We start from the raw sequence: 20603 nt of genomic DNA on the forward strand, positions 1-20603 counted from the left end.
AAAAATGGGATAAGCGACATTTGCTTATCCCATTTTTTTATTTTATCCGGTAATCAGAATCTTACACCGTATCCCAACATGATATTGGCATTATCTACATCCTGGAACGAATATTTAAATTCTACGTTCAAATAACCATTATTACCTATATCGAAACTACCTCCGGCTCCTATATTCACACCGAAATCAGTACTGCTATCGGAATATCCGCCAATAGATAAGCGATTATTTACCATGGCAACACCAGCCAATGGATACAATGAAAAACCGCTCTGTATAGGAAATACATAATGTATATTTGCATTAAAATCCAATCCGGTCAGATGATTATTTGGAAAATAGAAAGTGAAATCCGGTGCCAGGCGAAGATTATTTGTTATAGAATAACGTCCTTCAACACCTAAACCAAATCTTTCATAATCCGATTGGTATCCGGCTTTAACTAATACTGACTTGGAACCGCTTTGAGAAAAAGCCCCAATAGAGAGACCTGCCAGAACTAATACTAAGAGTAATTTTTTCATTTTGTGATAAATTAGTTTATAAATAAATGAATTTTTATCGATTTTCTTTAGCAACAGCAAAATTATTACTATTTATGATAAATTAGTTTAGAATAAGTGAATCTTTCTCGATTTTCTTTTCTCTATAACAACAAGATTATTCATTCGGTTCATTCACCTGTATTACTAAAATGAAAAGAATTCCTTTATTGAAGTCATTTTTTATATGATTCTATGCTCTTTGTAAAAAAATTATTACTTTTGAATTAGGATTAAAAATGTCTATTTAAAATGGTATTCAGATTTTTACTTTTATCGGATGAAGTGGAAGACTTCAAACGTGAAATTCAGATAGATGCAGATGCTACATTCTTTGATCTGCACAAAGCTATTGTCAAATCGGTCGACTACAAAGAAGGTGAGATGACTTCATTTTTCATTTGCAGCGACGATTGGGAAAAAGAGCAGGAAATTACCCTTGTGGAAATGGATACAAGCCCCGAAGAAGACTCCTATACAATGGAGGCATCTATATTAAACGACTTCCTGGAAGATGAACGCCAAAAACTGATGTATGTATTCGATTATCTGACCGAACGCGCATTCTTCATGGAGTTACGCGAAATCATCACAGGAAAGAATCTCGATGAAGCCACCTGTACTAAATCTATCGGTAATCCGCCTGCACAAGTGGTTGATTTCGACACAGTAGCGGCAACATCTACCTCTCTCGATATAGGTGAGAATTTCTATGGTGACGAAGGCTATGACATGGACGAACTCGATGCCGAAGGTTTCGACGGTCTGGATAATGCCCCGCTACCGAGCGACGAGGAGTATTGATGAAACAGCTTATAGTCCTGCTTGGTCCTACCGGTGTAGGAAAAACGGCGCTTAGCCTCAATCTTGCAGAGTACTATCATTCGCCTGTCATTTCTGCCGATTCCCGGCAATTTTTTAAAGGATTGGAAATAGGTACTGCTGCACCAACGACAGAACAATTGTCGCAAGTGCGGCATTTTCTTGTTGGCATGCTCGGTATCACAGACTATTACAGCGCCAGCGAATTTGAGCGGGATGCATTGGATATAATAGCTGAGCAGCATAAGACACATGACGTACTGGTTGCCACAGGCGGCTCCATGATGTATATAGATGCATTATGTAATGGCATAGACGATGTGCCCACAATAGATGAGGAGCTAAGGAAAGAGTTATATGACCTTTACGAAAAAGGCGGATTAGAACCTATCCGTGCACAATTAAAAGCCCTCGACCCGGATTTTTACAACATAGTAGACCTCAAAAATCACAAACGGGTGATCCATGCACTGGAAGTATGCCTGATGACAGGCAAACCATATTCCTCCTTCCGTACCAATACAAAAAAGCCACGGCCATTCAACATTGTAAAGATAGGATTGATGCGCGAACGTGAACAGCTTTACGAACGTATCAACCGACGGGTGGATGAGATGATAGAACAAGGGCTGCTCGAAGAGGCGAAGCAATACTATCCGCAACGCCAGTTCAACTCTCTTAATACGGTAGGATACAAGGAACTGTTCAAATACTTCGACGGTGAATGGACTTTTGATTTTGCTATCGACAAAATTAAACAGAACAGCCGCATCTATTCCCGTAAGCAAATGACATGGTTTAAGCGGGATAAAGATATACACTGGATAAATCTGTCGGAAACGACTGAAGAAGAAGCTTTACAACAAATAATTTCTATCGCAGGTAATCATCTGTAATTTTTTCCTACCTTAGACGTATGAAACGAGGACATGCCGACTTACCCCTCCACTACGGAACTGTACCCCCCTGGCTGGCTCAGCGAATGAGTCTTCTGGGTGGAGCTATTGCCGAGGCCATCGTTGTCGAATACGGGCGTCCGGCATTGTTGCAACGGCTTAGCGATCCGTTCTGGTTTCAGTCATTAGGATGTGTATTGGGTATGGACTGGCACTCGTCGGGTATAACCACCTCTGTGATGAATGCTCTGAAAAAGGCAATAAACAAACGTTCTGCCGAGTTGGGCGTCTACGTTTGTGGCGGACGAGGGAAGTCTTCACGGCAAACACCTGCCGAACTTATCGAGATAGCCAACAAAACAGGTTTGGACGGGGATGAACTGGTAAGAAACAGTAAATTATCGGCCAAAGTGGACAACACAGCCGTTCAGGATGGCTACCAACTATACCTGCATTCTTTTGTTGTAACCATCGATGGAGAATGGACTGTTATTCAGCAGGGCATGAACGGGAGCAACCGTATGGCACGACGTTATCACTGGCTTTCGTCGTCCCTTGAATCCTTTATGGAAGAACCACATACTTCTGTTTGCGGGAAGAATCAGGGTTTAATACTGAACCTGACAGATAAGCTCGCTGTACCAACAAAAGAGGGGATACTGGAACTGACAAAAGAAACTCCGGATAAACTGATGAATGAGGTTTCCATCATTTTACCGAACCATCATGACGTACGAGCCGAAGATGTAAATCTGAAACGTCTGGGAGCCGCGCTCATTCTTGCTCACGAAACCAATGTTTCTGATATAGAATCACTCTTGCTGCTCGAAGGTGTAGGGCCACGCACATTACAATCGCTTACTCTGGTCAGCGAAGTGATACATGGCACACCTTCACGGTTTTCCGATCCGGCACGCTTCTCTTTCGCCCACGGAGGGAAAGACGGGCATCCGTTCCCTGTTCCGACCCGGGTATATGATGAGACTATCGAAATATTCGACAAAGCTATCCATCAGGCAAAACTGGGAGATAAAGACAAATCGGAGGCGCTCAAGAACCTTTCTAAAATATCGCAGGATATGGAGAAAGGATATACCCCGAACAATTACTTTGACGACTTGGTACAACACGAGCGGAATACTTCATACAAATATGGGGGGAAAACCGTATTCGGAGATGCCAGGAAACCAAAGGATGAAGGGACGCAGCTGAAACTGTGGGACTGACAAAGAGTTTAGAAGCTGCTTAATACAGAGCGAAGTATGCTTGTTTCACGGAATAAATTCGTAATTTTGCAATCTCTTTATAAAACTTTAAAACAACCCGAATGATTGCCGCCATAGTATGCTGGTTCTTAACAACACTTGTTTTCTTCTCATTTGGAGATATTTTCATCAGCCTTTATTCGAAAGTCCTGAAAAGGAAAGAAAGTTATTCTTTCTTTGAGACATTTCTTATCGGCTTGTGTGTTACCGGGACAATAATCTGTATATCATCCATCTGGTTGCCTTCCGATATAAAGATTGCCCTTGCTCTGGGTGTAATCTCTGTTTCCTATCTGATTACTGTCAAGAGAAAAGATATTGTAAGTAAAGGATGTGCGACAATCAAAAGCCTGTCACCATTACAGATTATCTTAATTGGTTCTGCCGGATTACTATTTATGCTATTCTTTCTGGTTCCGCCTCAATTCCCTGATATATACTATTATCACATGCAAAATATATTGTGGAATGAGCAGTACCATGTTGTGCCCGGACTGGCAAATCTGGAAGAACGTTTCGGATTCAACAGCAACCTGTTCCTTTTATGCTCTGCATTTGGCCTGCGCCCGCTATTCGGAGAATTCGTCTTTGGTATAAATGCGCTATGCATGGCATTTATGATGATATATATTGTAAGGCAGGCAAGCCACCGTCAATTATTCCTTACGGCGCTATTCATCACGGTATTTATTCCATTCTTTATGGAATACAAGACGCATATAGGCTGTTCTTCTGCCGATTTGCTGCCTAATTTACTAATTGTATACCTGTTGTTTACGCTTTTGACAGACCAGCAAAACCTCAGGAAGAAAAGTATCCTGTTCTGGCTGATACCGATATTCTGCATTACGCTGAAAGTATCCACTGTGTTTATATGCCTCGTATCACTGTATCTTGTTATCCTGCTTATCAGAGAGAAAGATTATAAAGCCACTGCGTTTATCTGTATTATTGCCCTGATAGTCGTTGCCCCGTGGCTGGTGCGCAATGTTATCATATCAGGCTACCTGATACACCCCTACCCTGCTGTCGACTTATTCACCTTCGACTGGAAGCTGCCTGTCGAATATTCCATAGAATCGAAACGGTATATCGAATCTTTTGCCATCAGTTACGATGCCATGTACAATTCCAGTGATTATATTCTGGATATGCCCTTGGCGGTAAAAGTCCAGAAATGGCTGGGTGAAAGGCATCCCCTGGACATTTGTATCGCAGGTGCAGGGCTGATATCTCCATTGCTGATGCTCGGTGCGTTATTCAGGAAGAAAGGATTTGTAAAAGATTATTCTACGCTACTGCTTGTATGGATTATAGGGCTGATGGGCTTTTTATTCTGGCTGGTAATGGCTCCGGCTGTAAGATTCGGGTATGGATTTATAGCTATCATATTTTCCATCCCTGTATATCTGCTGTTCAAAGATTTGAAAAACCCGGTCAGGATTCTATCAGCCAATGTACTGCTGATAGCTACAATAGCCTATTTCGGAGTATTATCTGTTCGTTACTTCCTTGTTGTAAAAGAACCTTACGTTTCTTATACAGAGATACTCTATAAGCCACAGAGCATACAGACCCGTCTCGACAAATATCCCGTAACAATGGAAGTATTCAATCTGAACAACATAGACTTCTATAAACCCCTTGATGGTGGTTGCTACGATCATGCTTTACCATGCAGTAATAATTATATAAAGAATCTGGAGATGAGAGGTAAAACTTTGCAGGAAGGTTTCAGGGAAAAGAAGAATTAAGAAACTGTTTAAATTTTAGTCAATGAAGCATTTTGAATCTAAAACGGCTCTTATCTTGTCAGAAATTTTATCGTTTAGCCCGCTAAACTCAAAAATTTTGACTTCGAAATAGCTCATTTTATCCTTCAAAATCATATTCTTGAAAAATTTAAACAGATTCTAAAAGTATCGAAGACTGAACTATACAATTTATCAGGTGTTTAACCGTTGATAAGTAACAGTATAAAGTTTAAAGGTACGCTATCAAATCAGTAGTAGCTATTGCAGTTGTAAATACAAAAATAATAAATGAGTCCGAGACCTTTACAAATAAATTATCGTTACTTTGCATACCATAATCCACTAAGTTTGTGAATGAGGTTTAAATATATCATATTATCCGTCTTGTTTTTTGTCTTAGGTTTCAGTACTGTTTACGGACAGTGGGATGCCCAGATAAGCCAATACTGGCGGATGAAAAACTTCTACAATCCTGCCTTTATCGGCGAAACGGGCAATATTGAAAGTTCGATGCTTCACCGTCGCCAGTGGGTAGGTATGACCAATGCCCCCGTTACTTCTGTAGTATCACTGAATATGCCCTTCAATTTCCTTGGTAAAGAGCATGGCATTGGAGCTATAGTCACAAACGAAAAAGCAGGACTATTTTCTAACACATATTTTCTCGGACAATATGCTTATAAGTTCAAGTTTAAGAATAATAAGGTATTGCATATAGGATTACAGGGCGGCCTGCTCAATGTAAATTTCGATGCTGCCGGCATACGCATTCCCACAAGTGACTATCACACCCCAAAAGAGCAAGACCCTGCACTCCCCTCCGCTGCGGGAAGTAAAATCATTGATGCAGGGTTGGGAGTAGCGTGGATTACACCCGACTACTATGTAGGATTTTCGGCTACACACCTTTGGGAACCGAAGTTCGACCTGAACGACAACAGTTCAGCATTTGTAGGCCGTGCTTATTATTTGATGGGGGGATACAATATAAAGCTGAATAATCCGTTGATAGAATTGCAGCCTTCTGCTTTCTTTAAATCTGATGCTGTGACCTATCAGTTTGATATTACGGCAAAAATTGAATATAATAAGCTGTTCAATGGAGGAATATCTTGGAGAAAAGACGAAGGTTTTGTATTTTTGTTGGGCGTAAAAATAAGGAACATAGACGCAGGCTATTCATACGACTTATTGACATCGGATGTGTCGACAGTCAGTCATGGAAGCCATGAGTTGTTTATACGCTACAGTATTCCGTTACAAAAGAAACGGGAAGTAAAAGCGAGCAAGAGTATAAGGATATTATAAAAGTTATAAATTATAAGTTATGAATTGCTATCATTACAACACAACTTGTTTATTTGTATCTTGCAGATTAAAAAATATATTTTACAAAATTACGACAAACTATTAAAATCAAGCCTAAAAAATAAGTAGCCGAAGGCTAACATACATATATATGAAACAACTGTTTTTTGTAACTATAGCTTCACTTGTATTACTGGCTTCCTGCGGAAGGTCGACAGGTGGTTCAGGCATTGGCGGTGAAGTAACGGGCGAAAAAGGCTCATCATGGGCCGAACCGTCACCTTACGGTATGGTACTGGTATCGAGAGGTTCGATAGAAATGGGCCCTGCCGAAAACGATTCCCTGTGGGATATAAAAGCCAATCCGAAAGGTGTATCCGTCGATAACTTCTGGATGGATGAAACCGAGGTGACTAACTCCAAGTATCGTCAGTTTGTATATTGGGTACGGGATTCTATTATCCGCGAACGTCTGGCCGACCCCGCTTTCGGTGGAGATGAAACATTTAAAATAACAGAAGACCGCTACGGAGAACCTGTAAAACCTTATCTGGACTGGAAAAAGCCAATCCCCAAAAGACCTTTGGAAGAGGAAGAGCGTGCCATCAACAGTGTAACTACCATTCACCCGATCACAGGAAAGAGAGGTTTGGACCCTACCCAGATGAATTTCAAATATGAATGGTTTGACTATACGGAAGCAGCCAAACGCAGAAACAGGCTGAATCCGCAAGACCGGATTTTAAATACGGACATAACTGTAGACCCCACCCAAGTGGTAATGATTTCGAAAGATACTGCATACATCAATGAAGAAGGACTTCCGGTGAACGAAACAATCGTCCGTCCTTTGAGTTCGCTTTTCGACTTTGTCCACACCAAGATTGTAAATATATACCCTGATACAACAGTCTGGGTGAATGACTTCAATAATGCCTACAACGAACCTTATATGAGGATGTATTTTTCCCATCCGGGCTACAACGACTATCCTGTAGTAGGCGTTTCGTGGGAACAAGCCACTGCTTTTGCCGAATGGCGTACAATGTTTTACCGTATGGGACAGCCAAAGAATGCCCGTCCGATAGAGAATTTCCGCTTACCTACCGAAGGTGAATGGGAGTTTGCCGCACGAAACGGGCGTAGCGAGAATAAATATCCGTGGGACAGGGAAGGTACAATGGACGAAAAAGCCTGCTTCATGGCTAATTTCAAACCGGGGGAAGGAAACTATACCAAAGACGGCAACCTGATACCCTCGCGTGTAGCATCTTATATTCCAAACCGCTTTGGGATATACGACATGGCAGGGAATGTATCGGAATGGACATCAACGTCTTACACCGAATCGGGCACAGAACTGATGAATGATATGAATCCACAATACAAATACGACGCAGCAAAAGAAGACCCTTATGCTGTAAAGAAAAAAGTCGTAAAAGGCGGTTCGTGGAAAGACATAGGACGCAACATCAGAGGAGATCTGAGAGAAGGTGAATTCCAGAACCAACCACGCTCTTACATCGGCTTCAGATGTGTAAGGACACAAATAGGCTTTGCAAAATCAAAGAAATGAAGATATTAATTAAAAATGAATAATTAATAATGGCGTAAGCGACTTGTAACTAAAATAATGAAAAGAATATTCCATATAACAACAATACTGCTCTGTATCCTCAGCCTGACCAATATAATGCAGGCACAGAACCAGCAAGAATCGCTTCGTGACAGACTGGCCCGAAAACAGCAGCAAGAACAAGGAGCGCAAGGTCAGAACAACGGCCCTAAGGTTCCTCAATTATCCGTTCGTGCCGAAATGATGAACGAAAATCAGACACAGGATCTGGCAAATGCCACATGGATACGCGAAGTATACCGATTTCTGGACCTGACCAAAGGAAAAAATGCAGCATTACTATATCCGGTACAGCCCGTAGGGCAGAAAATGAACCTGTACACAATGATTTTTAAACTGATGGCTAACGGAAGCCTTATCGGATACGACTGGAATCAGGGACAGGATTTATTTACGGACAACCTCATTATAGATTTTGGCGATGTGCTCAACCGGCTTGAAATTCCATATCAGAAAAACGGTAATATTTATACATTCGACGAGTTTAGTATTCCCAGCAACGAAGCCCTGGGCTATTATATAAAAGAAGCCTGGTATTTCGATCAGTCGAATTCAGTATTGGGAGTGAAAACAGTGGCCATATGCCCGGTCTTGTTCCGCCAACGTTATTTTGGTGATGATGACCTCGACGCATCTGTATCGGCTACAGGTTCCCGCGAACCGCAATTCTGGATACCATACGAATATGTAAGGCCATATGCAGCGCGTATGCCGATTATGACTTCCGACCTGAATAATGTAATGAATAAAACCATCGACGATTATTTCAGGCTCAGGCTATACGAAGGGGAGATATACAAGACGACCAATATGGAGAATAAGTTCCTGCAAGAGAAATTTACTACTCCGGAGGCATTGAAACATGCACAAGACAGCATCGAAACCCAACTGAAAGATTTCGACAAAGGCCTATGGGTCATCAATGACTCGATAAAAGCGGCAGGGGATATGAATCCGAAGAAAACAAAAGTCTCAAAGGCCAGCAAACCGAAATCATCATCTTCTTCATCTAATGCAACCTATTCAGCACGCGACAGAAGATAAAAGGTTCTGACTAAATAAAAAATATAAGTAAGCAGCGGTCATTAGATTGCTGCTTTTTTGTTACTCTTCCACTAAAACTTTATCTATAGAATATCGCTGATGGATTTTTTCATCAAGAAATAGTTCTTTGACATAATTAATTAGCATATTTGTAAATTAGCATATTAGCAAATGTTTTAAACTAAAAGTGAAGAGTGAAAAGTGAAAATATTTTTCGTTCTTCGTTTTTCATTTTTCGTTAAAAACATTCGCACATCGGCAAATTGATTAATCGGCACATTGATTTCTGTTACCTTTGTTATCTTTGTTACCTTTTCTTTTGCACCTTACTTAGCGTCTTTGCGAGAAAATATTGTTAACTGCTGACTGTTCACTGCTAACTGATATATATGTTACCTTTGTTACCTTTTGGAAAAAGTTACATGTCACTCCGCCCTACGGGCAGTTATGAGTTACGAGGGAAAAAATTAGTTCCACTAACCGTTAGTTCTTAATTCTTAATTTTTCATTCTTCATTTTTAAATGCTTTCTCTGTTACCTTTGTTACTTTTTCACTAAATATCGTTGAGAATATGAAATTAGAATAAGGATCAGTAGTGAGAGAAACAGCAAATCTGAACTTACAGAATTATTAATTTTTCATTTTTAATTATTAATTAGTTTCTGTTACTTTTGTTACTTTTTCATATCTGTAACCATATAAAAAACAAGGGAGGCTTTCCTCACGGAAAACCTCCTCTCTCACATTAATTATCTTAACTAATTAGTAACAGATCATTTAAAATCTGATTCCTAATTTTATCATTGGTTGTGATAAGATTGAAAAAGAGTGACTATCTGATGATAGCAATCCTAGTCCCGCTTGAGGACGGATGCTGTAAGTTGAATACTGATAAGCCACCGGACGAATATCGAATCCTAAGAATAAAGCGGAATTCATAAAATAGTCCGCACCTACAACCGGAGCTACCTTCAAGGCAAAAGCTTCACCGACACTTGCACCCAGATAGTCTTCACTATCTTCGGCATTTGCAGATACACGGCCATAAGCGTAACCGAATTCACCTCCTACACGCAGATGCAATTGATCCCATTTCGTTTTGAAATAATGATCCGCACCTACTGTTACCGAGAATTGGATATTGTCTCTGCCAGGTACAGCATTATAGGTAGGAATATCACCGGCTTCTGAGCCAGTACCGGTAACTTCATTATAAGCCGGATTGTGGCTGAAATTAAATCCTCCCGTCAATTTTAGCGCCCACTTATCCGACACAAACCATCTGCCTTCTATATCCAGTATCGGATTCTTATCGAACCATGCCGATGTAGATGCCGACAACGTATAGGCCGGATTGTTGGGAGCCGGAGCGTCTGTCCCGATATATGACCCGACTCCAAAGTTGACCGAAACCATCCAGTCACCTTTTTTCGGAGCCACGTCACTTGAGTTTTGAGCAAAAGCCGAAAAAGCAAAGGACAGGAGCATTGTTAAACATAATATTTTCTTCATTTTAGCTTCTGTTTTTTTATCAGAATGAGCTGAGGAAGGAATATTGTTTCCTCAACTCATTACCGAATAGGTTTACTTTTCGTAATTACTTGGTTCTTGCGTCAACTATAGCTTTTGCAGCATCGGCTTGTTTCTGAGCTACGCCCAGTTCGACTGTAAGTTTAGCGATTTCAGCTTCCAACTCTGAGATATCAAGTTTCAGGAGAGCGATATCAACAGTTTTGTTTTCTTTAATTTCATTAATATCCCTATTCAATTGTGCAATATAGTTGGTGTTATCGATGTTAGCATTTTCAAGATATTCGATCTGGCCTTTTATGTAATCAATGCTAGCCGAAGTAGTGTAACCTTCACTGTAATATATATTGCTCAACTGATACATCTCACTTTCCAATGCGCTGATTTCGGCTTGCAGGTCGCTATAAGCTTTCTGAGCGTCCTGTTTTGCGGTAAGCGCTGTGTAATAAGCTGTTTCCAAAGTACGCGGCGCATTCGAATCATTGTTATAAGCAGCTATAGCTGTCTCCAGGTCTGCAATACCAGATTTCGCGTCAGCGATGTATTCTTTATAATACACGATTGAGCTTTGGTAGCTATCCAAATCGCTCTGGGCATCTGTATATTTTGTATAAGCAACACCTCGTGCTGTATAAGCTGCCGTAACAGCTGCATCCGCGGCATCTTTTTGATCCTGGGTAGAAGCCACATTAGCATAAACGGCATCTCTGTCAGCTTCAGCTTTAACCACAGCCTGTTGAGCTGCCAGGTAAGCATTGTAAAGGCTTTCTATATTTTTCTCTGCTTCATTATATTTAGTTTCCATTTCCAGCAGAGACTTCTCCATATTGGCTAGATAAGTCTTCTCGTCAGTCAACCTGTTTTTCAATTCGCCTACAGTATAGTACCCTACCATCTGTATCTGCTTGTCATAATCATAAGATAACCACGTTTTCACTGTATTGAGATCTCTGAAATCCATAACCTCTTGATATGCGGCTTCAGTCGCATCGGTAGCAGCCTGCAAGGCTTTATGGGAAACTACAGACTTGTTATAGACAAGATCATCCCTTTGTTTTTTCAATTCGGCAATCTCAGCTTCGATATCAGCTCCGCCTTTAGCCAGAAGGACATTCCAGTTTGCAATTTCAATCTTGTTTGCTTCAATAGCCTCTGTAACAGACGCAATCTGTTCGTTTTTGTATTTAATCTGGGTTGCTGCGGCCTCCTCTTTTGAAGCAGTCTTGTCTGCCAGCAAGGCATTCATCTTAGTCAAAGTTAGATTCTTCTCAGCTATCTGCGTTTTTTTCGCATTTACCTGACCGATAAAATTACTGTACTTGCCGATAGCGTCTACCAATACCGGATCGTCATTTTTCAACATTTCCAGTTGGTTCTGTAAGTTGAGGAGCTCTATTTCTGCCTGGAGCTTCATTTGCGCCAATTGGTATTCAGCAGCCTTTACAGCAACATCAGCCTGCGCTTTCGCTTGTCTTGCAGCTTCTTTTGCCAGTTCTATCTCGGCAGCCCATTTTTCTTTATCGGCCTCTGTTTGCGCGGCCTTATACGCAGCCTCCGCTTCTGTTAATTTAGCTTGTGCTTTTGCAGCTTCGGCCTGCGCATTTTTCAATGCAGCTTCGGCCGTTGCAGCTATTTTGGCAGCTTCAGCCTGTGCTGTGGCAAGAGCAGCCTCTGCTTTCAACTGGTCTGCCTTAGCTCCACGCAGATTCGTTACACTTTGCGACTCGGAGTCATCAACGCATGATGTTGTAGAAAATACAATCCCTGCGCACGCTATTGCCAATACAGGAATATAAAACTTAAGTTTTTTCATAATAAAAAAGCTAGTTGTTAATAAATTAGTTGTTTATCAATTCAGTTATTTATGTGATTGTATATGTTGTTTTTAAATATTAAAATATATCAAAAAGACATGTTTCTACGATAATTATCTAACTTTACTTGTTTATATATTCTGTAGATAAATAAACAATATCTACCATTGCAATATTTGATTGCAAATATACAATTTTATATTGTATATAAAAGTTTTTTTGATATTATTTTAAAATTTGTAAAAGGAAAATGAACAACAACTGGGATAGACTTGTAAAAGTCATAGAATCGACTAATCTCTCTATCAATAAATTTGCAACGTCAATAGGTCTGAAAAGATCTGAAAACTTGTACCGCATAAAAAAAGGCAAGAATTCAATAAGCAAGGATCTGGCAGAACAAATTACAACAAAATATTGCAATATAAGTAAAGCCTGGCTACTTACCGGGGAAGGAACGATGTATATCAACGAATCTGAAGAAAACAGGAAATCTTCATCTAAAAAGAAAATACCATTCTATGATTCTATAATAATGGACTCGGATGCACAGACCGAAATCACTCTTCCCGAACCATTATATTACATAGAGGTGCCATCACTAGCTAATTGTGATCTTGCAGCACTCTTTGTCGGAGAATCAATGAAGCCGGAGATACCATCGGGGTCAATAGTTGCACTGAAAGAAATAAATCTGCATCTGATACTCCCGGGAGAAATGTACCTGATCGTAACTGATAAATACACAACAATTAAATATCTAAGAACTGTAAATGAGAATAACGCTCTGTTGCGGCTTATTCCACGTAATACCGAATATTATGATGAAATGCTTCTGGATAAATCTCTTATACGCCGCTTGTTTTTAGTTAAGGGTGTAATTTCTACAAAAGTGTTATAAACTTATACAAATAGAGAAAAGGCTGATTTCCAACCGTCAGCCACTCCATATCCTATTTATCACAGAATAAATACTGTGCTTCTACAAACTGTAATTGACTTCTCAACATAGTGATCCGCGTCATTTTATAACCCACACTCTGAGCCTCGGAAATAGGACGCGAATATATATACTCTATCTCCATAGGCCTCCGATTATCAAAGTCCAGTTTCATACTGGGAGAGTATGGTGTCATATGCCGTGTCATCTCCAATATGTCCCTTGCATAACTTTCGGGTATAGAAAACCTGCCCCGGCCAACAGAATTAGCTCCATGCACAACTTCGAGCATAATGCTGTAAAGTAAATCTACCATAACCGGATCACTCATTAAATTAGCTGTGGTGCAATTCATGACAACTGTCATACCATTATAAGGGATATTCCAGATCAACTTCATCCAGCGGGCTTTCTCCAGTTCGAGCACCTGTGTTCTCACACCAGATTGTATGAGATCATTACATACCTGTTCTAATATTTCGGGATTGGTACACGAATAAGAGCCAATGTTGAGATGCCCCTCATCGAAATGCCCTATGTGCCCTTCCCCTATTTTACTGGAACAGATAAAAGCAAGTCCTCCGGCAATGCTCAGTCCCGGAAAATCTTTTTGTAAATCGGCTTCCAGTCCCAAGCCGTTCTGAATAAGTATAACTACCGTATCTTTATGTAGCAGAGGTGGCAAAAGTTCTTTTAGTAACTTATTATTTGTTGTTTTTAAGGCAACAAGTACGACATCGCATTTCGGCATATCCGATGTTGAACTATATGCGTGTACCGACTTCAAGTAAAAATCCCCATGAACGGAATCTACTTTCAGACCATTCCGTTTTACATACTCATAGTCGGAATGAAGCAGGAAGTGAACTTCCTGTCCCGAATTAGCCAGCCGTCCGCCATAGTATCCTCCTATGGCTCCTGTGCCTATTACTGCATATTTTAATGACATATATTATAATGTTATATTAATTCACACTTATTAACTGTATTTGGTTAAAAAGTAACAAAGGTAACAAAAAAAACAGCTATTAACTGATAACCAATAACTTATGCACAAAACTTGACAAACCTGACTTTTTATACAATTTTTTATTGTTACTTTTTCTTCTAAAAACTCCGTGTTACTCCTTCTACTCCGTGGTTAAAAATAAAAAGGTAACAAAGGTAACAGGTTTTTCTGTTAACAGTATTGTTACGCTAAGACGCAAAAAGTTACAAAAGTTACACTTTTTTCGTTTTTTGTTTTGTTACTTTGGCTCCGCCGATTTTCAATTCAACTTTCAATTCTCAACTTTCAAAGAACTCTTTTTCTTGTAAACTAGTAAACTGATAACTATATATAGATAAATTTTTCTATCAAATATACAAAACAAAAGCGACTATCTTTCTCTGCGTATATCATCAAACCATTTACCGGGATAATAGTCAATAGCAGATTTGTTTCCTCGAAAGATTGTACTTGCCAATAGCAAGATTATAATCGCCAGAATGATTATAATCTTCATGAAAAGATTTAGTTCATCTTCGTTTTCTTTATTCTTCTGAACCTTTCTGTTATTTTTAATCTTTTTTCTATTAGACATAAAATTTGTGTAGTCGAACTTCAAATATACAAAACAAAAAGCGACTATCTTCTGATAGCCGCTTTCAATTCTATAATCAAAACTTACTAGTCTTTGAATTTTGCTTTCAGGAACTCGCGGTTCATACGGGCAATATTTGCAATAGATACGTTCTTCGGGCATTGTACTTCACAAGCCTGTGTATTTGTACAGTTACCGAAGCCAAGTTCGTCCATTTTGCTAACCATTGCTTTCGCACGGCGTGCTGCTTCTACACGTCCCTGAGGAAGAAGCGCCAACTGGCTTACTTTAGCGGATACAAACAACATAGCCGATCCGTTCTTACATGCAGCAACACATGCCCCACAACCGATACATGATGCTGCATCCATAGCTTCGTCAGCATCTGTCTTAGGAATAGGTATTGCATTAGCATCAGGTATACCTCCGGTATTTACACTAACATAACCTCCTGCCTGCATGATTTTATCGAAAGCAGTACGGTCCACCATTAAGTCGCGGATAACAGGGAAACCTGCCGAACGCCAAGGCTCAACTGTAATGGTTTCGCCATCCTTAAACTTACGCATATGCAGCTGGCATGTTGTAATATCTTCGTCCGGCCCGTGAGGATGTCCGTTTATATAAAGGCTGCACATACCACAGATACCTTCGCGGCAGTCGTGGTCGAACACGACAGGCTCTTTGCCTTCGTTGATTAAGTTTTCATTTAAAATATCCAGCATCTCAAGAAAAGAACTTTCTGTAGAAATGCCTTTTAATGGATATGTCTCAAAAGCCCCTTTTTCTTGAGGACCTCTCTGACGCCAAACTTTTAATGTTATATTGATTAATTTTTCCATCGTTTTTCTGAGTTACAAGTTACGCTTTATAGTTTCTTTGTTGTCTAACTACAAATTCATAGTCGAGAGGTTCCTTCACAAGCTCAGGAGCTTGCTCTTCACCTTCATATTTCCAGCAGGCAACATAAGAATAATGTTCATCATCACGCATAGCCTCACCTTCCGGTGTCTGGTATTCTTCACGGAAGTGGCCTCCACAAGACTCATTACGATTCAATCCATCATATGCCATCAATAAGCCTATCTCGATAAAGTCTGCTAAACGCAATGCTTTTTCAAGCTCTGTATTCAGGCTGGTAGCTTCACCCGGTATGCGTACATTTGACCAGAATTCTTTTTTCACAGCTTTCAATTTCTCGATTGCTGCTTCCAAAGATTCCTTTGTACGGCCCATGCCTACAAAATCCCACATGATAAGTCCCAGTTCTTTATGAATAGAGTCGACAGAACGCTGTCCTTTGATATTCATCAGCTTGGCAACCTTTTCTTTAATCTCGTTTTCTGTCTTCGCAAATTCAGGCAGATCGGTGCTGAAGCGAGGAACAGAAATCTGGTCGGCCAGATAATTCTGGATTGTATATGGTAATACGAAATATCCGTCTGCAAGTCCCTGCATCAGAGCAGATGCCCCCAATCGGTTAGCTCCATGGTCAGAGAAGTTAGCTTCACCAAGCGCAAACAAACCTTTGATCGAAGTCATCAACTCATAGTCTACCCAGATACCACCCATTGTGTAGTGGATAGCCGGATAAATCATCATCGGTGTTTCGTATGGATTTTCGTCTACAATTTTGTCGTACATCTGGAACAGGTTACCATACTTGGCTTCAACCACGTCTCTTCCAAGACGGTTGATAGCATCAGAGAAATCAAGATAAACGGCAAGGCCTGTAGAACCTACACCAAAGCCGGCATCACATCTCTCTTTAGCTGCACGTGACGCAACGTCACGAGGCACAAGATTACCGAAGGCAGGATAGCGTCTTTCCAGATAATAATCCCTGTCTTCTTCTTTCAACTGAGTCGGTTTCAGTTTGCCTGCACGGATAGCTTCAGCATCCTCTTTCTTTTTAGGAACCCAGATACGGCCATCGTTACGAAGCGATTCTGACATCAGAGTCAGTTTAGACTGGAATTCACCGTGAACAGGAATACATGTCGGGTGAATCTGAGCGAAACAAGGATTCGCAAAGTAAGCGCCTTTCTTATAAGCCTGAATAGCCGCAGAACCGTTCGAGCCCATTGCATTGGTAGAAAGGAAGAATGTATTACCATATCCACCGGTAGCAATAACGACCGCATGTGCTGCGAAACGCTCAAGTTTACCTGTAACAAGGTTGCGGGCAATAATACCACGTGCACGCTCTTCTCCGTCTTTGTCTTTGACAAGAACAACATCGAGCATCTCATAGCGGGTATATAGTTTCACGCTACCTTTGTGTACCTGACGGCTCAATGCAGAGTATGCACCCAGCAACAGCTGTTGTCCGGTCTGTCCTTTAGCGTAAAATGTACGCGACACCTGTGCACCACCGAACGAACGGTTGTCAAGCAAGCCTCCGTATTCGCGGGCAAAAGGAACTCCCTGAGCCACACACTGGTCGATGATACTGTTTGCAACCTCGGCAAGGCGGTAAACATTTGCTTCGCGGGCACGGTAGTCACCACCTTTGATAGTATCGTAGAAAAGACGGTAAACCGAGTCACCATCATTTTGATAATTCTTTGCAGCATTAATACCTCCCTGTGCTGCGATCGAGTGCGCACGGCGGGGAGAATCCTGAATACAGAAGTTAAGCACATTGAAGCCCATTTCTCCAAGAGAAGCGGCTGCCGATGCTCCTGCAAGGCCTGTACCTACTACAATAATGTCGAGGCGACGTTTGTTAGCAGGATTCACCAATTTCTGGTGCGCCTTATAGTTGGTCCATTTTTCTGTCAATGGCCCTTCAGGTATTTTTGAATCTTTTTTTGGATCTAGTATATTACTCATATCTGTTTTTCTTTTAATCTTTAACAAAAATAATCAGTGTCTACTTAACAAAACGGACAAAGTAAATGTCTTGCATAAAAGTAGATGGTTACAAAAGCAAATGCCAGACAAATAATAGTGGCAAGTACCTGACTGATCACTTTCCAGCGATTCATCCAAACCAGATTGTTCCAACCGATAGTTTGAACTGCACTCCAAAATCCGTGAGATAAGTGGAACCACAACGCAACATACCAAACTAGATATGCGATCACAACCCAAGTCTGACTGAAATAATACTTGATGAAAGCGGCTCCATCCTGAGGAGAAACCATTTCGCCACCAAGTGCCACTTCGTGATGTCCCATCAGTTCGGTAAACATCATCTTATACCAGAACTGGCTAAAGTGAAGCACCATGAAACCAATGACAATCACACCCAGGACAAACATGTTTTGTGATGCCCACTCCACATGTTTAGGACGCACGTTTACTGCATAAGCATCACCTCCGCGGGCCTTACGGTTTTGTAAAGTCAGAATAAGAGCGTAGATGAAGTGGATGGCAACAAGTGCACCCAAAGCAGCAGTTCCCGCCACAGCATACCAATTAGCTCCTAATAAAGCACAGATGGTATTGTAGGCATCCTCCGAAAATACAGCCGTCACGTTCATCGAAGCGTGAAACAGCAAAAACAAGATAAGAGCGATACCAGTGATACTCATTATCAACTTCTTACCAATAGAAGATTTAAGTAACCAACTCATAAATTAAAATTGTTTTTAGTTATTTAGAATAGTTAAATTTTTAGCTGATAGTGATAGAAAATAACCATATGCAATTGCTTTTTTCTATTGTCATGCAAAAATAGATTAAATAAAGGGATTTTCAAAAGAAATGGAATGCGTTTTTGATTAAAAAGTAAAATGATTTGTTAATCCGTGAACATATTTTCCGGTATATTCTATTTTGTTCACAGCGAGGGACTACAGTAATAATCATAATGTAAATTTTGAGTGGAAATAGTAACAGAAAGTAATTAATAATGAAGAATGAAAAATCAATAATTCCTCTAAGTTCAGATTTGCTTTTTATCCCACGACTGACCCTTTATTCTAAATTCATATTCTCAACTATATTTAGTTAAAAAGTAACAAAGGTAACAGTTGTTATGGCTTTTGTAGGGGCCAAATATCTTTCGCCTGCAATGATCGACGAGCGAAAGATATTTCGCTCCTACAACTACCCAAAAGGTAACAAAAGTAACACATATTTCAGCTTTTAGCCATTAGCCTAAACGCTTATAACTCGTAACTGCCCGTATAGCAGAGTAACTTGTAACTTTTTCGGAAAAAGCTACAACCAACGGTCACAGGAGCAAAGCGTATGTAAAAGTAACACTTCTTACAGATTTTTCTTACTGTTACTTTTTAGCGCCTCTCTGTTTTACAGGTTCAAAAAATTTCAAAGAGCGATAAGCCGTTAAGCTCACCATATAGATAAATCAAAAATGTAAACATAACAAGGCCGGAAGTATACTCTACCCCCGGCCTGATCTTTTCTATCGAAGCTTTTTATATATATTTCTGCACTAGCTCATAAACTTGCCCGGCAGACTTATCCCATGAGTATTTCGTTATCTGTTCCAGCCCCTTAAGACGAAATCCCTGCCTTAAATCCTGATCCTTCAATAATCGGTTTATTTTCGATGTCATATCTTTCACATCATAAGGGTCTACATACAAAGCGGCATCCTCGCTAACCTCACGCAGAGCTGGAATATCGGAACAGATTGCCGGGCAGCCATAGGTCATAGATTCCAAGGGAGGCAACCCGAATCCTTCGTACAGAGAAGGATAAACCGACAACAGTGCATTCTGATACATCTTTTGCAACTGATCGTCAGGAATATAACCCGGAAGATACACATTCTCTCCTATGAGTTTTTTCAGGTCAGGAGTATTGAACGCCTTAAATGACATGCCGATAATATATAGCTTTACAGATTTATCGTCTATCTTATCGAATGCCTCTACCAAACGGCTGAAGTTTTTACGGGGGTCCATAGATGATACTGCGATTATGTATTTTTCGCTGTCCGGATCAGGCTTATAATTCAAGATTTCTTCCCGCGCAGGTTTATTATGAAACGGGACATTGCTATGTATCACATGTATTTTAGCTGCCTCTATCCCTAATGTATCTACAATCTCATTTTTAGAAAACTCACTTACAGTGAGTACCGCGTGCGCTTTTTTGCCTATGCGGGGCATCATAAAATGATAAAAACGGTAGTAATTCTTCGAAAACCATTCGGGGTAACGCTCATGCGATACATCGTGGATTGTCATTATCTGGTTATTATAAGATAATGGGCCACAACCTGTAAAGCTGACAAGCAACGGATTACCTATACTTTTCAGATAACGGGGCAATGAGATTTGTTCCCACAAATGAGTCTTCAGCGAACCGCACTTTATCGTTTTGAAGCTGAACTTGTAATCGGGATGTATTTCCTGAGGGATAGCTACATGGAAATCCACACCCATATCATGCAATTTATTGCATATTTCAAATGCGTAACGATGAACGCCTGTTGGCTTTTGTGTAAGATATCGTCCGTTGACTACAAACATATAAACTTTAAGTAATAG

General features: G+C 40.4%; 17 protein-coding genes. 8 read left to right on the top strand and 9 right to left on the bottom strand.

What is annotated here, in order from left to right; all coding sequences use genetic code 11:
• Positions 1–53: 53 nt before the first annotated feature.
• Entirely contained in the window at positions 54–524 is a 471-nt protein-coding gene (locus IR083_RS05820) for an outer membrane beta-barrel protein (RefSeq protein WP_194223609.1), read from the bottom strand.
• Positions 525–794: 270 nt separating this feature from the next.
• Between IR083_RS05820 and IR083_RS05825 the strand changes: the two genes are divergently transcribed.
• The 7 genes from IR083_RS05825 (at position 795) to gldN (ending at position 9267) form a co-directional block, all read left to right on the top strand.
• Positions 795–1346, top strand: a complete 552-nt coding sequence (locus tag IR083_RS05825; protein ID WP_006798447.1) for an IS1096 element passenger TnpR family protein — start codon at positions 795–797, stop codon at positions 1344–1346.
• A complete protein-coding gene (gene miaA, locus IR083_RS05830) occupies positions 1346–2260 on the top strand; it encodes a tRNA (adenosine(37)-N6)-dimethylallyltransferase MiaA (RefSeq protein ID WP_194223610.1) in 915 nt (304 codons plus the stop codon). The genes IR083_RS05825 and miaA overlap by 1 nt, the downstream gene beginning before the upstream one ends.
• Before the next feature lie 20 nt (positions 2261–2280).
• Positions 2281–3486, top strand: a complete 1206-nt coding sequence (locus IR083_RS05835) for a DUF763 domain-containing protein (protein WP_194223611.1) — start codon at positions 2281–2283, stop codon at positions 3484–3486.
• Between the two features lie 101 nt (positions 3487–3587).
• Positions 3588–5279 (top strand): LIC_10190 family membrane protein, encoded by a 1692-nt coding sequence (locus tag IR083_RS05840; RefSeq protein WP_194223612.1) that lies wholly within the window; start codon positions 3588–3590, stop codon positions 5277–5279.
• A gap of 354 nt (positions 5280–5633) precedes the next feature.
• Positions 5634–6587, top strand: coding sequence for a type IX secretion system membrane protein PorP/SprF (locus tag IR083_RS05845; RefSeq protein ID WP_194223613.1), 954 nt, complete (start codon positions 5634–5636; stop codon positions 6585–6587).
• Between the two features lie 151 nt (positions 6588–6738).
• Positions 6739–8163 (top strand): SUMF1/EgtB/PvdO family nonheme iron enzyme, encoded by a 1425-nt coding sequence (locus IR083_RS05850; RefSeq protein WP_194223614.1) that lies wholly within the window; start codon positions 6739–6741, stop codon positions 8161–8163.
• A 57-nt stretch (positions 8164–8220) separates the two neighbouring features.
• On the top strand, positions 8221–9267 hold the full coding sequence (gene gldN, locus IR083_RS05855; protein WP_194223615.1) for a gliding motility protein GldN: 1047 nt from the start codon (positions 8221–8223) through the stop codon (positions 9265–9267).
• 778 nt (positions 9268–10045) lie between these two features.
• Here the strand turns inward: gldN and IR083_RS05860 are convergent.
• Positions 10046–10780, bottom strand: a complete 735-nt coding sequence (locus tag IR083_RS05860; protein WP_006798456.1) for a BT1926 family outer membrane beta-barrel protein — start codon at positions 10778–10780, stop codon at positions 10046–10048.
• An 85-nt stretch (positions 10781–10865) separates the two neighbouring features.
• Complete coding sequence (locus IR083_RS05865) at positions 10866–12611, bottom strand: hypothetical protein (protein ID WP_194223616.1); 1746 nt, start codon at positions 12609–12611, stop codon at positions 10866–10868.
• A 251-nt stretch (positions 12612–12862) separates the two neighbouring features.
• On the opposite strand from IR083_RS05865, the gene IR083_RS05870 reads away from it, so the two are divergent.
• Positions 12863–13513 carry a helix-turn-helix transcriptional regulator gene (locus IR083_RS05870; protein ID WP_006798458.1) on the top strand — a complete coding sequence of 217 codons (651 nt, stop codon included), beginning with the start codon at positions 12863–12865 and terminating at the stop codon, positions 13511–13513.
• A 52-nt stretch (positions 13514–13565) separates the two neighbouring features.
• Here IR083_RS05870 and IR083_RS05875 read toward each other — a convergent pair whose 3' ends face one another.
• The 6 genes from IR083_RS05875 to IR083_RS05895 all read right to left on the bottom strand — a co-directional run bounded on the left by IR083_RS05875 (position 13566) and on the right by IR083_RS05895 (position 20585).
• Positions 13566–14501, bottom strand: a complete 936-nt coding sequence (locus IR083_RS05875) for a putative 2-dehydropantoate 2-reductase (RefSeq protein WP_194223617.1) — start codon at positions 14499–14501, stop codon at positions 13566–13568.
• A gap of 430 nt (positions 14502–14931) precedes the next feature.
• Complete coding sequence (locus IR083_RS24460; RefSeq protein ID WP_206759851.1) at positions 14932–15135, bottom strand: hypothetical protein; 204 nt, start codon at positions 15133–15135, stop codon at positions 14932–14934.
• A gap of 86 nt (positions 15136–15221) precedes the next feature.
• Positions 15222–15977 (bottom strand): succinate dehydrogenase/fumarate reductase iron-sulfur subunit, encoded by a 756-nt coding sequence (locus IR083_RS05880; RefSeq protein WP_006798461.1) that lies wholly within the window; start codon positions 15975–15977, stop codon positions 15222–15224.
• 19 nt (positions 15978–15996) lie between these two features.
• Complete coding sequence (locus IR083_RS05885; protein ID WP_194223618.1) at positions 15997–17970, bottom strand: fumarate reductase/succinate dehydrogenase flavoprotein subunit; 1974 nt, start codon at positions 17968–17970, stop codon at positions 15997–15999.
• Between the two features lie 44 nt (positions 17971–18014).
• The gene (locus tag IR083_RS05890; protein WP_194223619.1) at positions 18015–18716 is read right to left on the bottom strand and encodes a succinate dehydrogenase cytochrome b subunit; all 702 of its coding nucleotides are present in this window, start codon (positions 18714–18716) and stop codon (positions 18015–18017) included.
• 807 nt (positions 18717–19523) lie between these two features.
• Positions 19524–20585 (bottom strand): glycosyltransferase family 4 protein, encoded by a 1062-nt coding sequence (locus IR083_RS05895; RefSeq protein ID WP_194223620.1) that lies wholly within the window; start codon positions 20583–20585, stop codon positions 19524–19526.
• Positions 20586–20603: the final 18 nt, after the last annotated feature.

Origin of the sequence: Dysgonomonas sp. GY75 (genome assembly GCF_015234155.1) — a bacterium.
Taxonomy (GTDB): Bacteria; Bacteroidota; Bacteroidia; order Bacteroidales; family Dysgonomonadaceae; genus Dysgonomonas; species Dysgonomonas gadei.

Excerpts from the sequence above, each read along its gene's own strand:
- IR083_RS05895 (WP_194223620.1), bottom strand. The coding sequence starts at position 20,585 with ATGTTTGTAGTCAACGGACGATATCTTACACAAAAGCCAACAGGCGTT.
- IR083_RS05865 (WP_194223616.1), bottom strand. The coding sequence starts at position 12,611 with ATGAAAAAACTTAAGTTTTATATTCCTGTATTGGCAATAGCGTGCGCA.
- miaA (WP_194223610.1), top strand. The coding sequence starts at position 1,346 with ATGAAACAGCTTATAGTCCTGCTTGGTCCTACCGGTGTAGGAAAAACG.
- gldN (WP_194223615.1), top strand. The coding sequence starts at position 8,221 with ATGAAAAGAATATTCCATATAACAACAATACTGCTCTGTATCCTCAGC.
- IR083_RS05820 (WP_194223609.1), bottom strand. The coding sequence starts at position 524 with ATGAAAAAATTACTCTTAGTATTAGTTCTGGCAGGTCTCTCTATTGGG.
- IR083_RS05880 (WP_006798461.1), bottom strand. The coding sequence starts at position 15,977 with ATGGAAAAATTAATCAATATAACATTAAAAGTTTGGCGTCAGAGAGGT.
- IR083_RS05840 (WP_194223612.1), top strand. The coding sequence starts at position 3,588 with ATGATTGCCGCCATAGTATGCTGGTTCTTAACAACACTTGTTTTCTTC.
- IR083_RS05835 (WP_194223611.1), top strand. The coding sequence starts at position 2,281 with ATGAAACGAGGACATGCCGACTTACCCCTCCACTACGGAACTGTACCC.
- IR083_RS05825 (WP_006798447.1), top strand. The coding sequence starts at position 795 with ATGGTATTCAGATTTTTACTTTTATCGGATGAAGTGGAAGACTTCAAA.
- IR083_RS05870 (WP_006798458.1), top strand. The coding sequence starts at position 12,863 with ATGAACAACAACTGGGATAGACTTGTAAAAGTCATAGAATCGACTAAT.
- IR083_RS05850 (WP_194223614.1), top strand. The coding sequence starts at position 6,739 with ATGAAACAACTGTTTTTTGTAACTATAGCTTCACTTGTATTACTGGCT.
- IR083_RS05845 (WP_194223613.1), top strand. The coding sequence starts at position 5,634 with ATGAGGTTTAAATATATCATATTATCCGTCTTGTTTTTTGTCTTAGGT.
- IR083_RS05885 (WP_194223618.1), bottom strand. The coding sequence starts at position 17,970 with ATGAGTAATATACTAGATCCAAAAAAAGATTCAAAAATACCTGAAGGG.
- IR083_RS05890 (WP_194223619.1), bottom strand. The coding sequence starts at position 18,716 with ATGAGTTGGTTACTTAAATCTTCTATTGGTAAGAAGTTGATAATGAGT.
- IR083_RS24460 (WP_206759851.1), bottom strand. The coding sequence starts at position 15,135 with ATGTCTAATAGAAAAAAGATTAAAAATAACAGAAAGGTTCAGAAGAAT.
- IR083_RS05860 (WP_006798456.1), bottom strand. The coding sequence starts at position 10,780 with ATGAAGAAAATATTATGTTTAACAATGCTCCTGTCCTTTGCTTTTTCG.
- IR083_RS05875 (WP_194223617.1), bottom strand. The coding sequence starts at position 14,501 with ATGTCATTAAAATATGCAGTAATAGGCACAGGAGCCATAGGAGGATAC.